13 protein-coding genes are annotated in these 17,265 nt (G+C 71.6%); 2 read left to right on the top strand and 11 right to left on the bottom strand.

Translation table 11 applies throughout. The annotated features are described in order from the left end of the window. Positions 1 to 117: 117 nt before the first annotated feature. The 5 genes from ACFRIC_RS32405 to ACFRIC_RS32385 form a co-directional block, all read right to left on the bottom strand. Positions 118 to 1,077 carry an ABC transporter substrate-binding protein gene (locus tag ACFRIC_RS32405; protein ID WP_382793203.1) on the bottom strand — a complete coding sequence of 320 codons (960 nt, stop codon included), beginning with the start codon at positions 1,075 to 1,077 and terminating at the stop codon, positions 118 to 120. Between the two features lies 1 nt (position 1,078). Continuing rightward, on the bottom strand, positions 1,079 to 3,028 hold the full coding sequence (locus tag ACFRIC_RS32400) for an ABC transporter permease (RefSeq protein WP_382793200.1): 1,950 nt from the start codon (positions 3,026 to 3,028) through the stop codon (positions 1,079 to 1,081). Further along, entirely contained in the window at positions 3,028 to 4,332 is a 1,305-nt protein-coding gene (locus ACFRIC_RS32395) for a glycine betaine/L-proline ABC transporter ATP-binding protein (RefSeq protein ID WP_382793197.1), read from the bottom strand. Before ACFRIC_RS32395 ends, ACFRIC_RS32400 begins: the two co-directional genes overlap by 1 nt. Next, complete coding sequence (locus ACFRIC_RS32390; protein WP_382793195.1) at positions 4,329 to 5,861, bottom strand: GMC family oxidoreductase; 1,533 nt, start codon at positions 5,859 to 5,861, stop codon at positions 4,329 to 4,331. The genes ACFRIC_RS32395 and ACFRIC_RS32390 overlap by 4 nt, the downstream gene beginning before the upstream one ends. A 207-nt stretch (positions 5,862 to 6,068) precedes the next feature. After that, on the bottom strand, positions 6,069 to 7,580 hold the full coding sequence (locus ACFRIC_RS32385; RefSeq protein WP_382793193.1) for an aldehyde dehydrogenase family protein: 1,512 nt from the start codon (positions 7,578 to 7,580) through the stop codon (positions 6,069 to 6,071). 356 nt (positions 7,581 to 7,936) lie between these two features. Between ACFRIC_RS32385 and ACFRIC_RS32380 the strand changes: the two genes are divergently transcribed. Further along, positions 7,937 to 8,905: a GNAT family N-acetyltransferase gene (locus tag ACFRIC_RS32380; protein ID WP_382793190.1), complete on the top strand. Its 969-nt coding sequence runs from the start codon at positions 7,937 to 7,939 to the stop codon at positions 8,903 to 8,905. A gap of 14 nt (positions 8,906 to 8,919) precedes the next feature. Here ACFRIC_RS32380 and ACFRIC_RS32375 read toward each other — a convergent pair whose 3' ends face one another. The 4 genes from ACFRIC_RS32375 to ACFRIC_RS32360 all read right to left on the bottom strand — a co-directional run bounded on the left by ACFRIC_RS32375 (position 8,920) and on the right by ACFRIC_RS32360 (position 13,657). Continuing rightward, positions 8,920 to 9,936 carry a hypothetical protein gene (locus tag ACFRIC_RS32375; RefSeq protein WP_382793188.1) on the bottom strand — a complete coding sequence of 339 codons (1,017 nt, stop codon included), beginning with the start codon at positions 9,934 to 9,936 and terminating at the stop codon, positions 8,920 to 8,922. Between the two features lie 259 nt (positions 9,937 to 10,195). Beyond that, entirely contained in the window at positions 10,196 to 11,185 is a 990-nt protein-coding gene (locus ACFRIC_RS32370) for a malate dehydrogenase (protein ID WP_382793186.1), read from the bottom strand. A 929-nt stretch (positions 11,186 to 12,114) separates the two neighbouring features. Next, complete coding sequence (locus tag ACFRIC_RS32365; RefSeq protein WP_382793183.1) at positions 12,115 to 12,552, bottom strand: DUF3017 domain-containing protein; 438 nt, start codon at positions 12,550 to 12,552, stop codon at positions 12,115 to 12,117. Positions 12,553 to 12,802: 250 nt separating this feature from the next. Further along, positions 12,803 to 13,657 (bottom strand): bifunctional methylenetetrahydrofolate dehydrogenase/methenyltetrahydrofolate cyclohydrolase, encoded by an 855-nt coding sequence (locus tag ACFRIC_RS32360; RefSeq protein WP_037626775.1) that lies wholly within the window; start codon positions 13,655 to 13,657, stop codon positions 12,803 to 12,805. Between the two features lie 347 nt (positions 13,658 to 14,004). Between ACFRIC_RS32360 and ACFRIC_RS32355 the strand changes: the two genes are divergently transcribed. After that, the gene (locus tag ACFRIC_RS32355) at positions 14,005 to 14,640 is read left to right on the top strand and encodes a hypothetical protein (RefSeq protein WP_382793180.1); all 636 of its coding nucleotides are present in this window, start codon (positions 14,005 to 14,007) and stop codon (positions 14,638 to 14,640) included. 127 nt (positions 14,641 to 14,767) lie between these two features. On the opposite strand, the gene purH is transcribed toward ACFRIC_RS32355, so the two are convergent. Next, positions 14,768 to 16,357 (bottom strand): bifunctional phosphoribosylaminoimidazolecarboxamide formyltransferase/IMP cyclohydrolase, encoded by a 1,590-nt coding sequence (gene purH, locus ACFRIC_RS32350; RefSeq protein ID WP_382793177.1) that lies wholly within the window; start codon positions 16,355 to 16,357, stop codon positions 14,768 to 14,770. Then, entirely contained in the window at positions 16,354 to 16,974 is a 621-nt protein-coding gene (purN, locus tag ACFRIC_RS32345; protein WP_382793174.1) for a phosphoribosylglycinamide formyltransferase, read from the bottom strand. The genes purH and purN overlap by 4 nt, the downstream gene beginning before the upstream one ends. Between the last annotated feature and the right edge of the window lie 291 nt (positions 16,975 to 17,265).

Raw genomic sequence — 17,265 nt, 5'->3', positions numbered from 1 at the left:
ACCCACGACCGGGGACCGGCCACGCCGGGGCCCCGATCGTTCGCCCACGCCCCCGCCCGCGCGGCCGGGCGAGGCCTCGCCCGGCCGCGCGGGGGCTCACTCAGCCGGCTGACCGGGTCACGACGCCAGCCACGCCCTCCAGGTCGACCGATGGCGGTCCACCCACTTCTTCGCCGCCTCCTGGGGCGTCAGCTTGTCGTCGGCGATCATCAGGGAGACCTCGTTCTGGTCCGCGGTGGTCCACTTGAACTTCTTCAAGAAAACGGCGGCCTTCCCGCCGGTCTTCGCGAACTCGGTGTTGAGGTACTTCTTCAGCGGGGTGTGCGGGTAGGCGCAGGCGACCTTCGCCGCGTCGGCGTCACAGCCCTCCTTGTAGGCGGGCAGCTTCACCTCGGTCAGCGGGACCTTCTCGAACAGCCACTGCGGGGAGTACCAGTACGTGAGGAACGGCTTCCGCTCCTTCGCGAACTGCTTCATCTGCGTGATCTGCGCGGCCTCCGAACCGGCGAACACGACCTGGTAGTTCAGCTTCAGGTTGGTCACCAGCGCCTTGTCGTTGGTGACGTACGACGGGGAGCCGTCCAGGAGCTGCCCCTTGCCGCCGCTCTCGGGCGTGCGCAGCAGGCCGGCGTACTTGTCGAGGTTCCTCCAGTCCGTGACGTCCGGGTGCTGTTTCGCGAAGTACGTCGGGACGTACCAGCCGATGTGCCCGGTCACGCCCAGGTCCCCGCCGGGCTTGATCGTCTTCTTGTCCTGGACGTACCGCTTCTCCTGGTCGGGGTGGCCCCAGTCCTCCAGGATCGCGTCGACGCGACCCTGGCTGAGCGCGTCCCAGGCGGGCACCTCGTCGACCTGGACGGTGTCGACGCGATAGCCCAGCTCGTGTTCGAGGAGGTACTGCGCCACGGCCACGTTGGACTGGGCGCCGACCCACGACTGCACGGACAGGGTCACCGAGTTCGCGCCCCGGGCGCCCGCGAAGGGCGAGGTCTGCTTGGTCATGTCGGCGGCGCCGCAGCCGGTGAGCAGCAGCAGGGCAGAGGCCCCGGCCACCGCGGATGTCGTACGAACACGCATGTCAGGCTCCCTTCTTCGCGCGGCGCCCGGTCGGCTGGGTCACCCGGTCGAGCATCAGTCCGAGGCAGACGATCGCCGCGCCCGCGACCAGGCCGGTGGCCAGGTCGCCCTGGGCGAGGCCGAACACGACGTCGTAGCCGAGCGCGCCGCCGCCGACCAGACCGCCGATGATGACCACGGCGAGGACCAGGACGACCCCCTGGTTGACGGCGAGCAGCAGCGCGGGCCGCGCCAGCGGAAGCTGGACCTGGCGCAGTTGCTGCCCGGCGGTGGCGCCGAGGGAGCGGGCCGACTCCAGCGCGGCCGGGTCGACGCCACGCAGCCCCTGGGTGGTGATGCGGACGACGGCGGGCAGCGCGTAGACGACCGCGGCGGCGACGGCGGGGGCGCGGCCCACGCCGAACAACGCGACGACGGGGATGAGGTAGACGAACTGCGGCATGGTCTGGAAGACGTCCAGGACCGGCCGGAGCAGGCGCTCGAACCGTTCGCTGCGGGCGGCAGCGATGCCGGTGGCGAAGCCGATCACGAGGGTGACGGCGACCGCCGCGAGCACCTGGGAGAGCGTGTCCAGGGCCGGCTTCCACTCGCCGAGCACGCCGATCGCGGCCATCGCGAGGACGGCGGTCAGCGCGGTGCGCCAGGTGCCGATCAGCCAGGCCAGGGCGGCGACGGTCAGCAGCACGGCCCACCAGGGCAGCCACTGGAGTCCGTCCCGGAGCGGGTCGAGGACCCAGGTGGTGAAGTGGCCCGCCCAGTCGGCGGTGCCGCCGATGTACGGGACGCCGGAGTAGAGGTGGCCGGTCATCCAGTCGACGGCGCTGTTCACCGGCTCGGCGAGGTTCACGGACCACGCGCCGGGCCATTCCGCGCGGCCCGTGAGACGGCCGGCGAGCGCGACGACGAGGACGGCGACGACGCCGAGCGCCACGTACAGCCGGGGGCTGTTCGACCGGGGCGCGCCGAGCCGCTCGCCCGCCGCGGCCGTGACCCGGTCGAGGACGACCGCGAGGAGCACGATCGGGATGCCGGCGGCGAGTGCGGCGCCCACGTCCACCGAGGCGAGGGCCTGGTAGACGCGGTCACCGAGACCGCCGCCACCGATCACTGAGGCGATGACGGCCATGGACAGCGCCATCATGATCGTCTGGTTGAGGCCCAGGAGGAGTTCCTTGCGGGCCAGCGGAAGGCGGGCGGTGAACAGGCGCTGGCGGGCCGTGGCGCCGAGCGAGGCGACGGCCTCCATGACGCCCTCGTCCGCGTCGCGCAGCCCGAGCGCGGTGAGGCGGGCCATGGGCGGAGCGGCGTAGACGACGGTGGCGAGGACGGCCGCGGGGACACCGATCCCGAAGACCAGCACGACGGGCAGCAGATACGCGAACGCCGGAAGCACCTGCATGGTGTCGAGGACGGGGCGCAGGGCGCGGTGGGTGCGGTCGGAGAGCCCGGCGGCGAGGCCGAGCAGCAGGCCCAGGACGACGGAGGCGCACACGGCGACCGCCATGACCGCCAGCGTCTGCATGGTGGGCACCCACATGCCGAGCAGTCCGCAGACGACGAGGGCCACGCCGGTGCCGACGGCCTGCCGCACTCCGGCCGCCCGCCAGGCCACCAGGGCGGCCAGCGCGGTCACTCCGGCCCAGCCGGCCGCGAGGAGCAGCAGATAGACGGCGCGTACGGACAGGACGACGGCGTTGCTGACGTAGCCGAAGAAGTACAGGAACAGCGGGTGGCTGTCCCGGTTGTCGATGATCCAGTCGCCTACCCTGCCGAGCGGTCCGGTCAGGTCGACGGTCAGGGCGTGCGGCCAACTGCCGCCGGACCAGCGGGCGACGGCGAGCGGCACGAGCACCGCCGCGAGGGCGGCGAGCAGCGCCAGTTTGCCGACGGCGGGGTGCCGCAGCCGGGCGGGCAGGACGGTACGGGGAGCGGACGCGGTGACTGCGGCCATCACACCGCCTCCTTCCGCGGGCCCGCACCGGCACGTGGGTCCGATCCGGCGCTCCGGTCCGATACCGCGCCCAGGTCCGTTCCGGCGACGACGGCGAGCAGCCGCTCGTGGTCGACGACGCCGAGGCAGCAGCCTTCGTGGACGACACAGGCGGCGCGGCCGGTACGGGCGACGGCCTTGATCGCGTCGGCGACCACGGTGTTCGGGGCGAGCGCGCCGGGGTGGTCCGGGCCGCCGCAGTCCCCGGCCCGCATGGCCGTGCGGACCGTCATGACCTGCTCGCGGGGCACGTCCCGGACGAACTCGCGGACGTAGGCGTCGGCCGGGGAGCCGACGATCTCCTCGGGGGTGCCGAGCTGGACGATCCGCCCGTCGCGCATCAGGGCGATGCGGTCGCCGAGGCGCAGGGCCTCGGTCAGGTCGTGGGTGATGAAGACCATCGTGCGGCCCTCCTCGCGGTGCAGCCGGACGACCTCCTCCTGCATGTCGCGCCGGATCATCGGATCGAGCGCGCTGAACGGCTCGTCGAAGAGCAGGACCTCGGGGTCGACGGCGAGCGCGCGGGCCAGCCCGACACGCTGCTGCTGACCGCCGGACAGCTCGCCCGGCCTGCGCTGCTCCAGACCTTCCAGACCGACCTTGGCGACGACCTCGGCGGCCTTCGCCCGGCGTTCCTCGCGCGGAACGCCCTGGATCTCCAGGCCGTAGGCGACGTTGTCGAGGACCGTGCGGTGCGGCAGCAGGCCGAAGTGCTGGAAGACCATGGCGGCGCGGTGGCGGCGCAGTTCGCGCAGCCGGCCCTTGTCCATGGCGAGGACGTCCTCGCCGTCGATCGCGAGGCTGCCCGAGGTGGGTTCGATCAGCCGGGTGAGACAGCGCACCAGGGTGGACTTGCCCGAGCCGGACAGGCCCATGACGACGAAGACCTCGCCCTTGCGCACGTCGAAGCCGACGTCCCGGACGGCGGCGGTGCAGCCGGTGGCGGCGGCCAGCTCGGCGGCGTCGAGGGAGGCGAGCTCGGGGTCACCGGGGACGCGGTCGGCCTTCGGCCCGAAGACCTTCCACAGGCCGCGTACGGAGAAGACGGGCTCGGCGGCGGCCGTGGCGCCGTCGGCGCGGGCGGTTGTGTCGCTCTCGGCGCGGGTGGTCGTGGCGGCGGGGGCGGTCGGGCCGCCCTCGGCGCTCTCGGCCTGGACGGCCGCGTCGCTCTCGACGCGGGCCGGGGCGGCGCTCTCGGCGCTCGTCGGTATGGCGCTCTCGGCGCCGGTCGGGGTGGCGCTCTCGGCGCCGGTCGGGGTGTTCATCGCGCGTCATCTCCGATCAGGTCGGCGGCCTTCTCGCCCACCATGAGCACTCCGACCATCGGGTTCACGGCGGGCATGGCCGGGAACACGGAGGCGTCGGCGATGCGGATGCCGTCGAGGCCGCGGACGCGCAGGTCGGGGTCCACCACGGCGAGTTCGTCCAGGAGGCCGCCCATCCGGCAGGTGCCCGCCGGGTGGTACACGGTGTGCGCGACCTGGCGCGCGTACGCGCTCAGCTCCTCGTCGCCGGTGACGTCGGGTCCCGGGCACACCTCGCGCTTGAGCCAGCCGGCGAGCGGTTCGGCCGCGGCGATCTCACGCGCGATCCGGATGCCGTCGACGAGGGTGCGGCCGTCGTAGTCGTCCTCGTCCGTGAAGTACCGGAAGTCGAGGGCCGGTTTGACCGTCGGGTCGGCGCTGGTGAGGTAAAGACGGCCGCGGCTGCGGGGTTTGGGGATGTTGGGGGTCATCGAGACGCCGTGCGCGGGCCGTTCGTAGCCGATGCGCTCCGGGTTGTCCGTGAAGGGGATCTGGTAGAAGTGGAACATCAGGTCGGGGCCCGGCTGTTCGGGGTCGCGGCGCACGAACAGGCCCGCGTCGGAGTCCATCGCCGAGTTCTCCGGGATCGGTCCGTTCGTCTCCCAGACGATCACCGACTCGGGGTGGTCGAGCAGGTTCTCGCCGACGCCCGGCAGATCGTGCACGACGGGGATGTCGAGCTCCTCCAGGTCACCGGCGGGCCCGATGCCCGAGTGCAGCAGCAGCCGCGGCGAGTCGACGGCACCCGCGCACAGCAGGACCTCGTGGCGCGCGCGGACGAGGACCTCCTCGTCGTCCTTGGTCCGCACGTGCACGCCCGTGACGCGCTTCCCCTCCAGCTCCAGCTTGTACGCCCACGTCTCCAGCAGAAGCGTCAGGTTGGGCCGCTCGTCCATCACCGGGTGCAGGTAGGCCACCGAGGCACTCGACCGCTTGTTGTCCTCGGGGTGGTACGCGAGGTCGAAGAAGCCGACGCCCTCGGTGAACGGCTGCCGGTTGAAGCCCTCGACCAGCGGCACGTCGAGCGCGGAGCGGGCGGCGTCCACGAAGTCGCGCGCGATGGCGTTCCGGTCCTTCGCGTCGACCGGGACGATGTTGTTCAGGAGCCGCGTCCAGTACGCCTCCATCGGCACCGCGCCCCAGCCCTTGGCGCCGGCCGCCTCCCACTCGTCCCAGTCGGACGGCAGCGGCTTGAACGCGATCAGCGTGTTGTGCGACGAACATCCGCCGAGCACGCGGGCGCGGCTGTGCCGGATGTGCGAGTTGCCCCGTGGCTGTTCGGTGGTCGGGTAGTCGTAGTCGAGTTCCCCGCCGAGCAGGCCCATCCAGCGGCGCAGGGTGAGGACGTCGTCGCGTCCCACGTCGCTGGGGCCGCCCTCGATGACGGCGACGCTGACATCCGGGTTCTCGGTGAGGCGGGACGCGATCACGGAGCCCGCCGTGCCGCCGCCGATGACGACGTAGTCGTACGTGTTCTCGTGCTGGGACATGAAGGGGTGCTCCAAGGTGCTGTGAAAGGTGAGGGGTTACGGCGCCGGAGCCCGGCGCGCGAAGCGAAGGACCGGGCAACCGGCCGATGACCGCCGACCGATGGCCGCCGGTTGCCGACGGCTGACCACCACGGGCTACCTGCCGACCAGGGCCTGCTGACGGCCGACCACTTGCCTGCTACCTGATGCCTGATGCCCGCTGCCGGGTCAGCCGGCGAACCACCGGACGGGCGCCGGCGCGAGGTTCTGGTAGACGTGCTTGGTCTCGCGGTACTCGGCGAGCCCGGCGGGACCGAGCTCGCGCCCGACGCCGCTGCGTCCGAAGCCGCCCCACTCCGCCTGCGGGAGGTAGGGGTGGAAGTCGTTGATCCAGACGGTGCCGTGGCGCAGCCGCCCCGCGACACGGCGGGCGCGGCCGGCGTCGGCGGTCCAGACGGCGCCCGCGAGGCCGTACTCGGTGTCGTTGGCGAGCGCGACGGCCTCGTCCTCGGTGGTGAACGTCTCCACGGTCAGGACGGGACCGAAGACCTCCTCGCGGACGACCCGCATCTCGCGGTGGCACTGGTCGAGCACGGTCGGCTCGTAGAAGTAGCCGGTGGCGGGCCGGACTCCCGACGGCTCGGGCCGCTTGCCGCCGGCCCGGAGCACCGCGCCCTCGGCCAGCGCGGAGGCGACGTACGCCTCGGTCTTCTCGCGCTGCTGCGCGGAGACGAGAGGGCCGCACTCGACGCCGTCCTCGGTGCCGCGCCCGAGCCGGATCGCACCTGCCCTGCGGGCGAGTTCGGCGACGAAGCGCTCACGCAGCGACTCCTCGACGATGAGCCGGGAGCCGGCCGAGCACACCTGACCGCTGTGGATGAAGGCGGCGTTGAGGGCCTGGTCGACAGCGGTGTCGAAGCCCTCCTCGGTGGCGCAGGCGTCGGCGAAGACGACGTTGGGGTTCTTGCCGCCGAGTTCGAGCGCGACCTTCTTGACCGTGTCGGCGGCGGCGCGCGCCACCTTCGTACCACTGACCAGACCGCCGGTGAAGGAGACGAGGTCGACGTCGGGGTGCTCGGCGAGGCGGGCGCCGACGGTGTGTCCGGGGCCGGTGACGAGTCCCGCGACACCGTCGGGGAGGCCCGCCTCGGCCAGCAGCCGGAGCAGAGCGACCGTCGTCAGCGGGGTGATCTCGCTCGGCTTGACCACGAAGGTGTCACCGGCGGCGAGAGCCGGGGCGATCTTCCAACTGGCCTGCAGCAGCGGATAGTTCCAGGGCGTGATGAGCGCGCACACGCCGACCGGCTCATGCACGACGACACTGTGGACGTCGGCCGACCCGGCATCCACCACCCGCCCACCGCCCTCCCCCACCACGAGGTCGGCGAAGTAGCGGAAGGCGTCGGCGACACAGTCGATGTCGACGCGCCCTTCCTCCAGCGTCTTGCCCGCGTCCCGGCTTTCGAGCAGGCCGAGTTCCTCGCGGTCGCGGACGAGGAGGTCGGCGACGCGGCGCAGCAGGGCCGCGCGCTCGGCGACCGGGGTGTGCGGCCAGGGTCCCTCGTCGAAGGCGCGGCGCGCCGCGGCGACCGCGAGGTCCGCGTCCTTCTCGTCACCTTCCGCGACCACGGCGAACGGCACGGCATCGGCGGGGTCGAGGATCTCGCGCGTCGCGCCGGAGAGCGCCGGGCGCCACTCGCCGCCCACGTGGATGGTCTGTTCTGCCTGCTGTCCTGCCATGGTCGGTGTTGCCTTCCGTTCCTGTTCGATCCCCCTGTGTCACGCGGGTGTCGCCCCCGTGAGCTGTGAGCACCTGCCCCTCGCCCCCGACCACATGCGCGATCCGGCACCGGAAGTGCGCCGCGTCACGGAAAAACCCACCGAAAGACGGACAAACCATCCGGCGAACACCGATGGACACCCGCTACGCCTTTGACTAAAGTCAAATAAAAAGAGACCCCCGACGAAGCCGTCAGCCGAGAGTGGTCACCGGTCAGCGGTCAGCGCCCCAGGAACCCGGCAGCCGGGACAGAGGGCCGAAAGACCGGGACAGCGAGCCGAAGGAACCGGAACGCGGCCGAAGGAAGATGAAGCCCATGCCAGCGGACGAAGAACCGACGGCCCCCGCGCCGACGGTCGCCACCCCGGCGCCCCCCGTGCCGGCGGAGCAGGTGAAGACGCTGCGGCGGTTCAACCGCTACTTCACGCGGCGCATCGGAGCCCTCGACGACCACTACCTCGGCCAGGACCGCCCGCTCGGAGAGGCCCGGCTGCTGTTCGAGATCGGCGGGACGGGAGCCTCCCTGCGCGAACTGCGGGCCCGACTCGGCCTGGACGCAGGGTACTTGAGCCGGATGGTGCGGGCCCTGGAGCGTCAGGGCCTCGTCCGGGTGAGCGTCCATCCCGGTGACAGCAGGCTGCGGATCGCCGAGCTCACGGCCGCCGGGCAGGCGGAGATCAAGGAGCAGAACCGGCTGGCCGACGCGCTCGCCGCGGGACTGCTCGGCGGCCTGGACGCCCGGCGGCGGACGGAACTGACCAGGGCCCTGGGCACCGCGCACCGGCTGCTCCGGCTCGCCGCGATCACCGTCGAGACGGTCGACGGCGCCTCCCCCGACGCCCGCGCCTGCCTCGACGCGTACGCGGCCGACATCGACGCGCGGTTCCCCGAGGGCTTCGACCCCGCGACGCTCGTCCGCCCCGACGAGGTGTCGGGCGAGGCGGGCGCCTTCCTCGTGGCCTACGAGGAGGGCCGCCCCGTGGGCTGCGGCGCCCTGCGCCGCCTCGGCCCCGGGGCGGGCGAGATCCGCCATGTGTGGGTGGACCCCGGGGCCCGCAGGCTCGGTCTCGGACGCCGCCTCCTCGACGGGCTCGAACAGCGGGCCGTGGAGCGCGGGTTCACCGTCGTACGACTCGACACGCACGCCGCGCTCGTCGAGGCCCAGGAGATGTACCGGGCGTGCGGGTACATCGAGATCCCGCGCTACGACGACAACGTGTACGCGGCGCACTGGTTCGAGAAGCGACTGCGCGGCGCGAGGGAGGGGCAACCACCCCCGCGCTAGCGACGGTCACGCCCTCAGGTGCCGTTCGCGCAGGAGAACCCGGTGGGACAGAAGGAGTTCACGGCCGTCGTGAGCTGCTCGGACATGTCCGTGCCCGGGGGCGAGTACACGATGATGGCGTACGGCGTGCCGTCGGCGGCCTGGAAACGGTGATCGACGGTCTGCGTCGCCCCGTACTGCTTGCTGTCGTAGCGGTAGCTGAACTCCGTCCAGTCGGCGCCGGACCGCCGGTCCAGGTACTGGTAGCCCCGGAACCCCTCCGCGATGGACTGGGCCTGCGCCGAGGAGTCCGTCACGGTGGCCTCCTTGACCTGGAACACCATGAGCCGTCGATCGCCTCCGGGTGCCGTGTAGGTCACGACGGGCGCCAGCTTGCCCTGCGTCTCCTCGCGGGCCCAGCCGGCCGGCACGTCCACGGTGTAGCCGAGCGGATCGACCGAACGGCTGTACCCGGGTGCGGGCGCCGGGGCGGTGGTCACGGCCGGGGCGGTGTACGTGCCCTCCCCGCCCGAGCCGTTCGAGGTGCCCGGGGTCACGCCGGGCTGGGACGGCGTGACCGAGACCGAGGGTCCGGACGAGTGCGCCTCCGGATGCTTCGCCGAGTCGCCCCGGGTCACCGCCCACAGCCCGCCGCCCACACCGCCCGCAAGGACGGCCACGGCCACGATCACCAGCAGGAGCCGCCGCGCGTCACCGGACCCACCGGGACGGCCACCACCCGGAGGCGGCACGACACCGCCCGGCCAGGTCTGCGGCTGCGACTGCTGGTGCGACCAGGCCGCCTGGGCCTGCTGCTGGGAGTGGGCCCATTGCTGCTGATGCGGCGGTTGGGGCGGCTGCGGTGGCGCGGAGCCCGCGGGCGGATAGGAATCCGGCCGCAGCGGACCCGCCTGAGTGGCCGCCGCCCACCACTGCTGATCCCCGGCCGGCGGCACCCCGCCGGCGTCCACGCCGTCCTGAACCCCACCGTCCGTCGGCCCCGTACCGTCCTCGACCCACTGCCGACGCTCCGCGTCCCATCGCTGTGCCATCCCGCCACCCCCCGCTCCGTAACGACGATAGTGAGGATTCCGCCATCGGCACCCACTTTTATGGCGACAAAGCACATACGTTCGCTACGTACTTTCCGTACGCTCAACGCCCTCCGCACAAGGACGGGCATCGCACGAAGCCCCACGCCCCGAACACAGCGATGCCCGGGTGGTGATGACCACCCGGGCGAAGCCGCGCACTACGTCGGATCAGGTCGGCCGGATCAGATCGCTCGCGATCGGATCAGACCGATCGGGATCAGATCAGGCCGAGGGAACGAACCGCCTCGCGCTCCTCCTCGAGCTCCTTGACGGAGGCCTCGATGCGGGTGCGGGAGAACTCGTTGATGTCCAGGCCCTGGACGATCTCGTACCGGCCGTCCTTGGTGGTGACGGGGAAGGAGGAGATGAGGCCCTCCGGCACACCGTAGGAACCGTCGGACGGGATACCCATGGAGGTCCAGTCGCCCTCGGCGGTGCCGTTGACCCACGTGTGGACGTGGTCGATGGCGGCGTTGGCGGCCGAGGCGGCCGAGGACGCGCCACGGGCCTCGATGATCGCCGCACCACGCTTGGCGACGGTCGGGATGAACTCCTCCGCCAGCCACTTCTCGTCGTTGACGACCTCGGCGGCGTTCTTGCCGGCGACCGAGGCGTGGAAGATGTCCGGGTACTGGGTGGCGGAGTGGTTGCCCCAGATGGTCAGACGCTTGATGTCGGCGACCGTGGTGCCCGTCTTCTTCGCGAGCTGGGTCAGCGCGCGGTTGTGGTCCAGACGGGTCATGGCGGTGAAGCGCTCGCCGGGTACGTCCGGAGCGGCGGCCTGGGCGATCAGCGCGTTGGTGTTCGCGGGGTTGCCGACGACCAGGATCTTGACGTCGTCCGCGGCGTTGTCGTTGATGGCCTTGCCCTGCGGCTTGAAGATGCCGCCGTTGGCCTCGAGCAGGTCGCCGCGCTCCATGCCCTTGGTACGGGGGCGGGCGCCGACGAGCAGACCGACGTTGGTGCCGTCGAAGGCGACGTTCGGGTCGTCCGTGATGTCGATGCCCTGAAGAAGCGGGAAGGCGCAGTCGTCGAGCTCCATCGCGGTGCCCTCGGCGGCCTTCAGCGCCGGCGTGATCTCCAGGAGGCGCAGCTTGACCGGAACGTCCGCGCCGAGCAACTGGCCGGAGGCGATGCGGAAGAGCAGGGCGTAACCGATCTGGCCGGCCGCGCCGGTGACGGTGACGTTCACGGGAGTGCGAGTCATGGCGTTCTCCGTATGACAGCAGGCGGTGGGGCGTCCCTGCCCCGGGTGCAGGATCGTCCCCTGCAACCACCGCAATGATCGATCAAGGGTTCCGATGATCGATCTCTCGGCGTCAAGAGAGATCCGCCGTCAGGCTATCGCGCATCCGGGACGCCGGACGTCAGGGTGCGTGTGGCCCACCCCACAGATGCGTCGCGGATCCCCCGGGCAGGCGGTCGCCGGGTCCGGGAGAGGGTGAACTCGGCGACCGCCAAAGGGGGTACCAGGTGCTCCGGGAAGGGATCTCCCCCCTTCCCGACAGCGCCGGATCCCGTGGGGGTAGGGATCGCCTGCCCCCTCGGAACCAACTCAATCCCCCCATCCCAAAGTTTTCTCCGCCCCAGCCCACAGCCGTCTTTCGCCCCCTCCGCCCCTACCCGACCCAAACCTGGGGCTCCGCCCCAGACCCCGCTCCTCAAACGCCGGAGGGGCTGAAAATTTCGCCGGCCGGAGCTGAAAGCTTCGGCGGGCCGGGGTTGGAACCGTCTGGACCCTGGACCCGCAGCCGGGATCCGGCGCAAGGGGCCGTGCCGGTACATCAATGGCCGTCGCCACCGACGGCCACATCTCCGCCCAACGGCGACGGGCTGATGCACCGGCACGGCCCCGACCCACCCACCGGACAGAACCCGCCCCCACCCACCGGCCGCGGCAAGCAAGTTGAACGACCGCCGTCATACGGCACGCACACCGTGCCGGAATGGTCACTTCCGTGCCACAGGCGGCCGAGAGCTGTTGAACAGCGCGTTCTCGTGCACAAGGGTTGACCCCGGGCGGAACAACCGCCCGAGCGCGGCCCGTCCTTGACTCGGGGGAGAGGACGGGCCGTCGTCATTCCCGGGAACGACAGAGCCCGCCCTCCCCGAAGGAGAGGACGGGCCGACCGCGGTTCAGCGAACCGTGAAGTGCAGGGTGTCGTCCAGGAACGGGATCTCCAGCACCGGGTTGGGCTGCGCCATCAGCGCGAGCACCACGATGGCCACGCCCAGGACGCTGTAGGTGACCATGTCCGTGAAGCGGGACCGGACCGCGAGCATGCCGACGCTGGGCAGCATCCACCGCATCACGGCACCCGCGAGCAGCGCGGCACCGATCAGGATCGTGCCGACGCGGAACACGTCGAGCGCGGTGAGCAGCAGACCGAGCGCGACGGCGGACAGCACGGTGAGGATGGGCCACTGACGCGCGGGCGCCGGGGCGTCTCCGGGCGCGGCCCGGCCACCGCCCTCGGGCCGAGCCGTGTCCCGGGTGAAGAGCGGGAAGCGCCGCGTGGTGCGCCGCGGCTCGCCCTGGGCGTCGGGAGCGCTGATGGCGTCGCGGACGCTCATCTCATCGGAACCCCCGGCCCCACCCTCAGCCGCAGCCTCGGCCTCGGTCTCGGTCTCGGCCTCGACATCGTGCCGAACCTCGGCCTCGACCTCAGCCCCGCCCTCAGACCGGGCCTCAGCGACAGCCCCGGCCCCGGCGTCAGTCTTCGACACGGCGTCGACCTCGGTCTCCTTCTCGGCCCCGGACCGCACGGCGGCGGCCCCCAGGCCACCGCGCCCCGCGCCGGCCCCGGACTCGTGGGTGTTGCCGTCAGCCGACACTGCGCTCCGCCGCTTCCACCACGTTGACGAGGAGCTGGGCCCGCGTCATCGGCCCGACACCGCCCGGGTTGGGAGAGATCCAGGCGGCGACCTCGGCGACGTCCGGGTGGACGTCTCCGACGATCTTGCCCTCGGCGCTGCGCGAGACACCGACGTCGAGGACGGCGGCGCCGGGCTTCACGTCCTCGGCGCGGACGAGGTGCGCGGAGCCGGCGGCCGCGATGATGATGTCGGCGCGCTTGAGGTGCGCGGAGAGGTCACGGGTGCCGGTGTGGCACTGGGTGACGGTGGCGTTCTCGCTGCGCCGCGTCAGCAGCAGCGGCATCGGACGCCCGATGGTCACACCGCGACCGACGACCACGACCTCGGCACCCTTGATCTCCACGCCGTAGCGGCGCAGGAGGGTGAGAACGCCGTTGGGGGTGCAGGGCAGCGGGGCGGGCTCGTTGAGGACGAGACGCCCGAGGTTCATCGGGTGCAGGCCGTCCGCGTCCTTGTCCGGGTCCATGAGTTCCAGGATGCGGTTCTCGTCGATGCCCTTGGGGAGCGGCAGTTGGACGATGTAGCCGGTGCAGGCGGGGTCCTCGTTCAGCTCGCGGACCACCGCCTCGATCTCTTCCTGCGTGGCGGTGGCGGGCAGTTCGCGCTGGATGGAGGCGATGCCGACCTGGGCGCAGTCGCGGTGCTTGCCGGCGACGTACTTCTGGCTTCCGGGGTCGTCCCCGACCAGGACAGTCCCGAGGCCGGGCGTGACGCCCTTCTCCTTCAGGGCCGCCACGCGGACGGTCAGGTCGGACTTGATCGCGGCTGCGGTGGCCTTGCCATCGAGAATCTGGGCGGTCATGGCCCCCATCCTCCCGGATGACGCGGTCCAGGTTCCAATCCGGGGCCGCACCGGCCCCCGAGACGGCCCCCGCACCAGCCTTTCCGCGGCCCCCCACCGCTTCCCCACGCCGTCTCGGCCACCCCCCGACGACCCCAGACCACCCGATTCCCCCGATTCCGGCCATGATCACCGATGTTGCACTTGCACAACACATAGGGAAGTTCGCTGGACAAGTAAGAGTCTGCTAAAGAACGATGAGCACACACAGTGTCGCGGGCAGTACCGGGGGGACGGACCGCTCTGTAGAAATTCCTCCGAACCGTGCCGCGCGTAGTCCCCGCAAGAGGCAACGGAGGAACCCCGCCATGAGTTTCGGCGACCCGAACAACCCCTACGGCCCGCCGCCGCAGCAGCCTCCCGCCGCCCCGCCGGGTGCCCCCGGATACGGGTACCCGCAGGCCCCGCCGAGCGTCCCCCCGCAGGGCTACGGCTACCCGCAGCAGCCCGCGTACCCCGGCTACCCGGGCGGCAACATGATGCCGCAGACCATGCCGGGCCTGATGGTCACCGCGCGCGTACTGCTCTACATCGTGGCGGGCGTGCAGATCCTGATCGGCATCTTCGCCATCTTCGGCGCCGCGACGATCAACGACGCGTCCAACGCGGGCGAGGACACCTTCGGCAACAACGGCCTGTCCGACATCGGCCACGCCTCCGCCGGCATCATCTTCGTGTTCGCGCTGATCTTCCTGGGCCTCGCGGGCCTGTCGATCACGCTGGGGGTCAAGTTCACCAGAGGCGGCCAGGGCATCCGGATCACCACCATGGTGTACGGCATCCTGGGCTCCCTGCTGGGCTTCCTCGGCCTGATCAACGCGGCGGACGTCGGCTCCTCCGCGTCGCTGGTGTTCGCGCTGCTGTGGATCGGCTTCGGCGGTGTGATGGCGGCGGCGATGATCGCTCCGTCGGGCGCCGCGTGGTTCAACCGCCCCCGCTACTGAGCGGTCCGGTACGCACCGAGGGCCGTGTCCCACCCTTGTCAGGGGGGACACGGCCCTCGCGTCATCCACGGAACCGAACCCGACCGCCAGGACGAACCCGACCGCCGGGCCGACCCGACCGCGGCGATCAGTGGAAGAAGTGCCGCGTCCCGGTGAAGTACATCGTGATGCCGGCCTTCTTCGCGGCCTCCACGACCAGCTCGTCACGGACGGAGCCGCCGGGCTGGACCACGGCCTTGACGCCCGCGTCGGCGAGGATCTCCAGGCCGTCGGGGAACGGGAAGAACGCGTCCGAGGCGGCGTAGGAGCCGCGGGCGCGCTCGGCGCCGGCCCGCTCGACCGCGAGCTTCGCGGAGTCGACACGGTTGACCTGGCCCATGCCGACGCCGACCGAGGCGCCGTCCTTGGCGAGCAGGATCGCGTTGGACTTCACGGCGCGGCAGGCACGCCACGCGAAGGCCAGCTCGTCGAGCTCGCCCTCGCTCAGGGCGTCGCCGGTCGCCAGCGTCCAGCTCGCCGGGTTGTCGCCGGCGGCCTGGAGCCGGTCGGTGACCTGGAGCAGCGCGCCGCCGTCGACGGGCTTGATCTCGACGGGGGCGGCAGGGGCCTGGTGGGCCCGCAGCACGCGGATGTTCTTCTTCTTGGTGAGGGCTTCGAGGGCGCCGTCCTCGTACTCGGGCGCGACGATGACCTCGGTGAAGATCTCCGCGACCTGCTCGGCCATCTCCTTGGTGACCGGGCGGTTGACCGCGATCACACCGCCGAACGCGGACAGCGGGTCACAGGCGTGCGCCTTGCGGTGCGCCTCGGCGACGTTCGACGCGACGGCGATCCCGCACGGGTTGGCGTGCTTGATGATCGCGACGCAGGGGTCCTCGTGGTCGTACGCGGCACGGCGTGCGGCGTCCGTGTCCGTGTAGTTGTTGTACGACATCTCCTTGCCGTGGAGCTGCTCGGCCTCGGCGAGGCCACCCGTGCCGGACGTGTAGAGGGCGGCGGGCTGGTGCGGGTTCTCGCCGTAGCGCAGGGTGTGCGAGCGCTCCCAGGTGGCACCCAGGAAGTCGGGGAACTGCGAGTCGTCGACGGGCGCGTACGAGGAGGCGAACCAGGAGGCCACGGCGACGTCGTACGCGGCCGTGTGCTGGAAGGCCTCGGCGGCGAGCCGCTTGCGGGTGCGCAGGTCGAAGCCGCCGCTCCGGACGGCGTCGAGGACGTCGTCGTAGCGGCCGGGGCTGGTGACAACGGCGACGGAGGGGTGGTTCTTGGCCGCCGCGCGGACCATCGAGGGACCGCCGATGTCGATCTGCTCGACGCACTCGTCGGGGGTGGCCCCGGACGCGACGGTCTCCTTGAACGGGTAGAGGTTCACGACGACGAGGTCGAACGGCTCGACGCCGAGCTCGGCGAGCTGCTGCCGGTGGCTCTCCAGGCGCAGGTCGGCGAGGATCCCGGCGTGGACCTTGGGGTGCAGGGTCTTGACCCGGCCGTCCAGGCACTCGGGGAAGCCGGTCAGCTCCTCCACCTTGGTGACGGGCACACCGGCCGCGGCGATCTTCGCGGCGGTGGAGCCGGTGGAGACGAGCTCGACGCCGGCGGCGTGCAGCCCACGGGCCAGCTCTTCGAGACCGGTCTTGTCGTACACGCTGACGAGCGCGCGCCGGATGACCCGCTTGGTGCCCTCGGTGCTCTCGGCCGTGACTGTGCTGTCGGCGGTCACTGGATAACTACCTTTCGTCCCTCAATGCGATAGCCGTTGCGGGCGAGCCGCCCCACGACATCGACGAGCAGTCTTCGCTCGACTTCCTTGATGCGCTCGTGCAGAGCGCTCTCGTCGTCCTCGTTGCGGACCTCGACCACGCCCTGGGCGATGATCGGTCCGGTGTCGACGCCGTCGTCGACGAAGTGGACGGTGCAGCCGGTGACCCGGGCTCCGTACGCGAGCGCGTCACGGACGCCGTGGGCTCCGGGAAAACTGGGCAGCAGCGCGGGGTGGGTGTTGACGAAGCGTCCGCCGAAGCGGGCGAGGAATTCCTTCCCCACGATCTTCATGAACCCGGCGGACACGACGAGATCGGGCTCGTACGCGGCGGTCGCCTCGGCGAGCGCCCGGTCCCAGTCGTCCCGGCCTGCGTGGTCCTTGACCTTGCACACGAAGGTCGGGAGCCCCGCACGCTCGGCCCGCGCGAGCCCCTCGATGCCGTCCCGGTCGGCACCGACGGCCACGATCTCGGCCCCGTAGGCCGCCGCGCCCGCTTCCGCGACGGCGTCGAGCAGTGCCTGCAGATTCGTACCTGATCCGGAGACCAGCACGACGAGGCGCTTGGTCTTGGCCACGAGGGGGCCCTTTCTCGGGGGAGCGTTTGTACGGTCGTACGAATGCTTCGCGCCCCGGGATACGGGGAAGTCTACGAAGCGGCCGACCGTCAGCAACGATACCGGCACACCGGGCGGCCCCCACGGGACGGGGGCGAGGCCGGAAGGTAGCGTCTGGGGAGGATCCACCCGGGAACGCCTCCGGCACGGGGAACGCCCTGTGCGCGCGGGACGTTGACCTGGGACGAGAACGAACGTCCGGGGCATGACCCCGGCACCACCTGCGGCACGGGTTCCGGCGATGTCCGGAAC

Source organism: Streptomyces sp. NPDC056738 (assembly GCF_042790435.1).
Lineage (GTDB): Bacteria > Actinomycetota > Actinomycetes > Streptomycetales > Streptomycetaceae > Streptomyces.
Note: the sequence above shows the minus strand (reverse complement) of the source record. Positions and strands in the feature narration are given on the sequence as shown.

What these genes read in the sequence shown, in the direction of transcription:
- ACFRIC_RS32360 (WP_037626775.1), bottom strand. Translation starts at nt 13,657, where the DNA reads ATGACCGCCCAGATTCTCGATGGCAAGGCCACCGCAGCCGCGATCAAG.
- ACFRIC_RS32370 (WP_382793186.1), bottom strand. Translation starts at nt 11,185, where the DNA reads ATGACTCGCACTCCCGTGAACGTCACCGTCACCGGCGCGGCCGGCCAG.
- ACFRIC_RS32380 (WP_382793190.1), top strand. Translation starts at nt 7,937, where the DNA reads ATGCCAGCGGACGAAGAACCGACGGCCCCCGCGCCGACGGTCGCCACC.
- ACFRIC_RS32390 (WP_382793195.1), bottom strand. Translation starts at nt 5,861, where the DNA reads ATGTCCCAGCACGAGAACACGTACGACTACGTCGTCATCGGCGGCGGC.
- ACFRIC_RS32405 (WP_382793203.1), bottom strand. Translation starts at nt 1,077, where the DNA reads ATGCGTGTTCGTACGACATCCGCGGTGGCCGGGGCCTCTGCCCTGCTG.
- ACFRIC_RS32400 (WP_382793200.1), bottom strand. Translation starts at nt 3,028, where the DNA reads ATGGCCGCAGTCACCGCGTCCGCTCCCCGTACCGTCCTGCCCGCCCGG.
- ACFRIC_RS32355 (WP_382793180.1), top strand. Translation starts at nt 14,005, where the DNA reads ATGAGTTTCGGCGACCCGAACAACCCCTACGGCCCGCCGCCGCAGCAG.
- ACFRIC_RS32395 (WP_382793197.1), bottom strand. Translation starts at nt 4,332, where the DNA reads ATGAACACCCCGACCGGCGCCGAGAGCGCCACCCCGACCGGCGCCGAG.
- ACFRIC_RS32385 (WP_382793193.1), bottom strand. Translation starts at nt 7,580, where the DNA reads ATGGCAGGACAGCAGGCAGAACAGACCATCCACGTGGGCGGCGAGTGG.
- ACFRIC_RS32375 (WP_382793188.1), bottom strand. Translation starts at nt 9,936, where the DNA reads ATGGCACAGCGATGGGACGCGGAGCGTCGGCAGTGGGTCGAGGACGGT.
- ACFRIC_RS32365 (WP_382793183.1), bottom strand. Translation starts at nt 12,552, where the DNA reads ATGAGCGTCCGCGACGCCATCAGCGCTCCCGACGCCCAGGGCGAGCCG.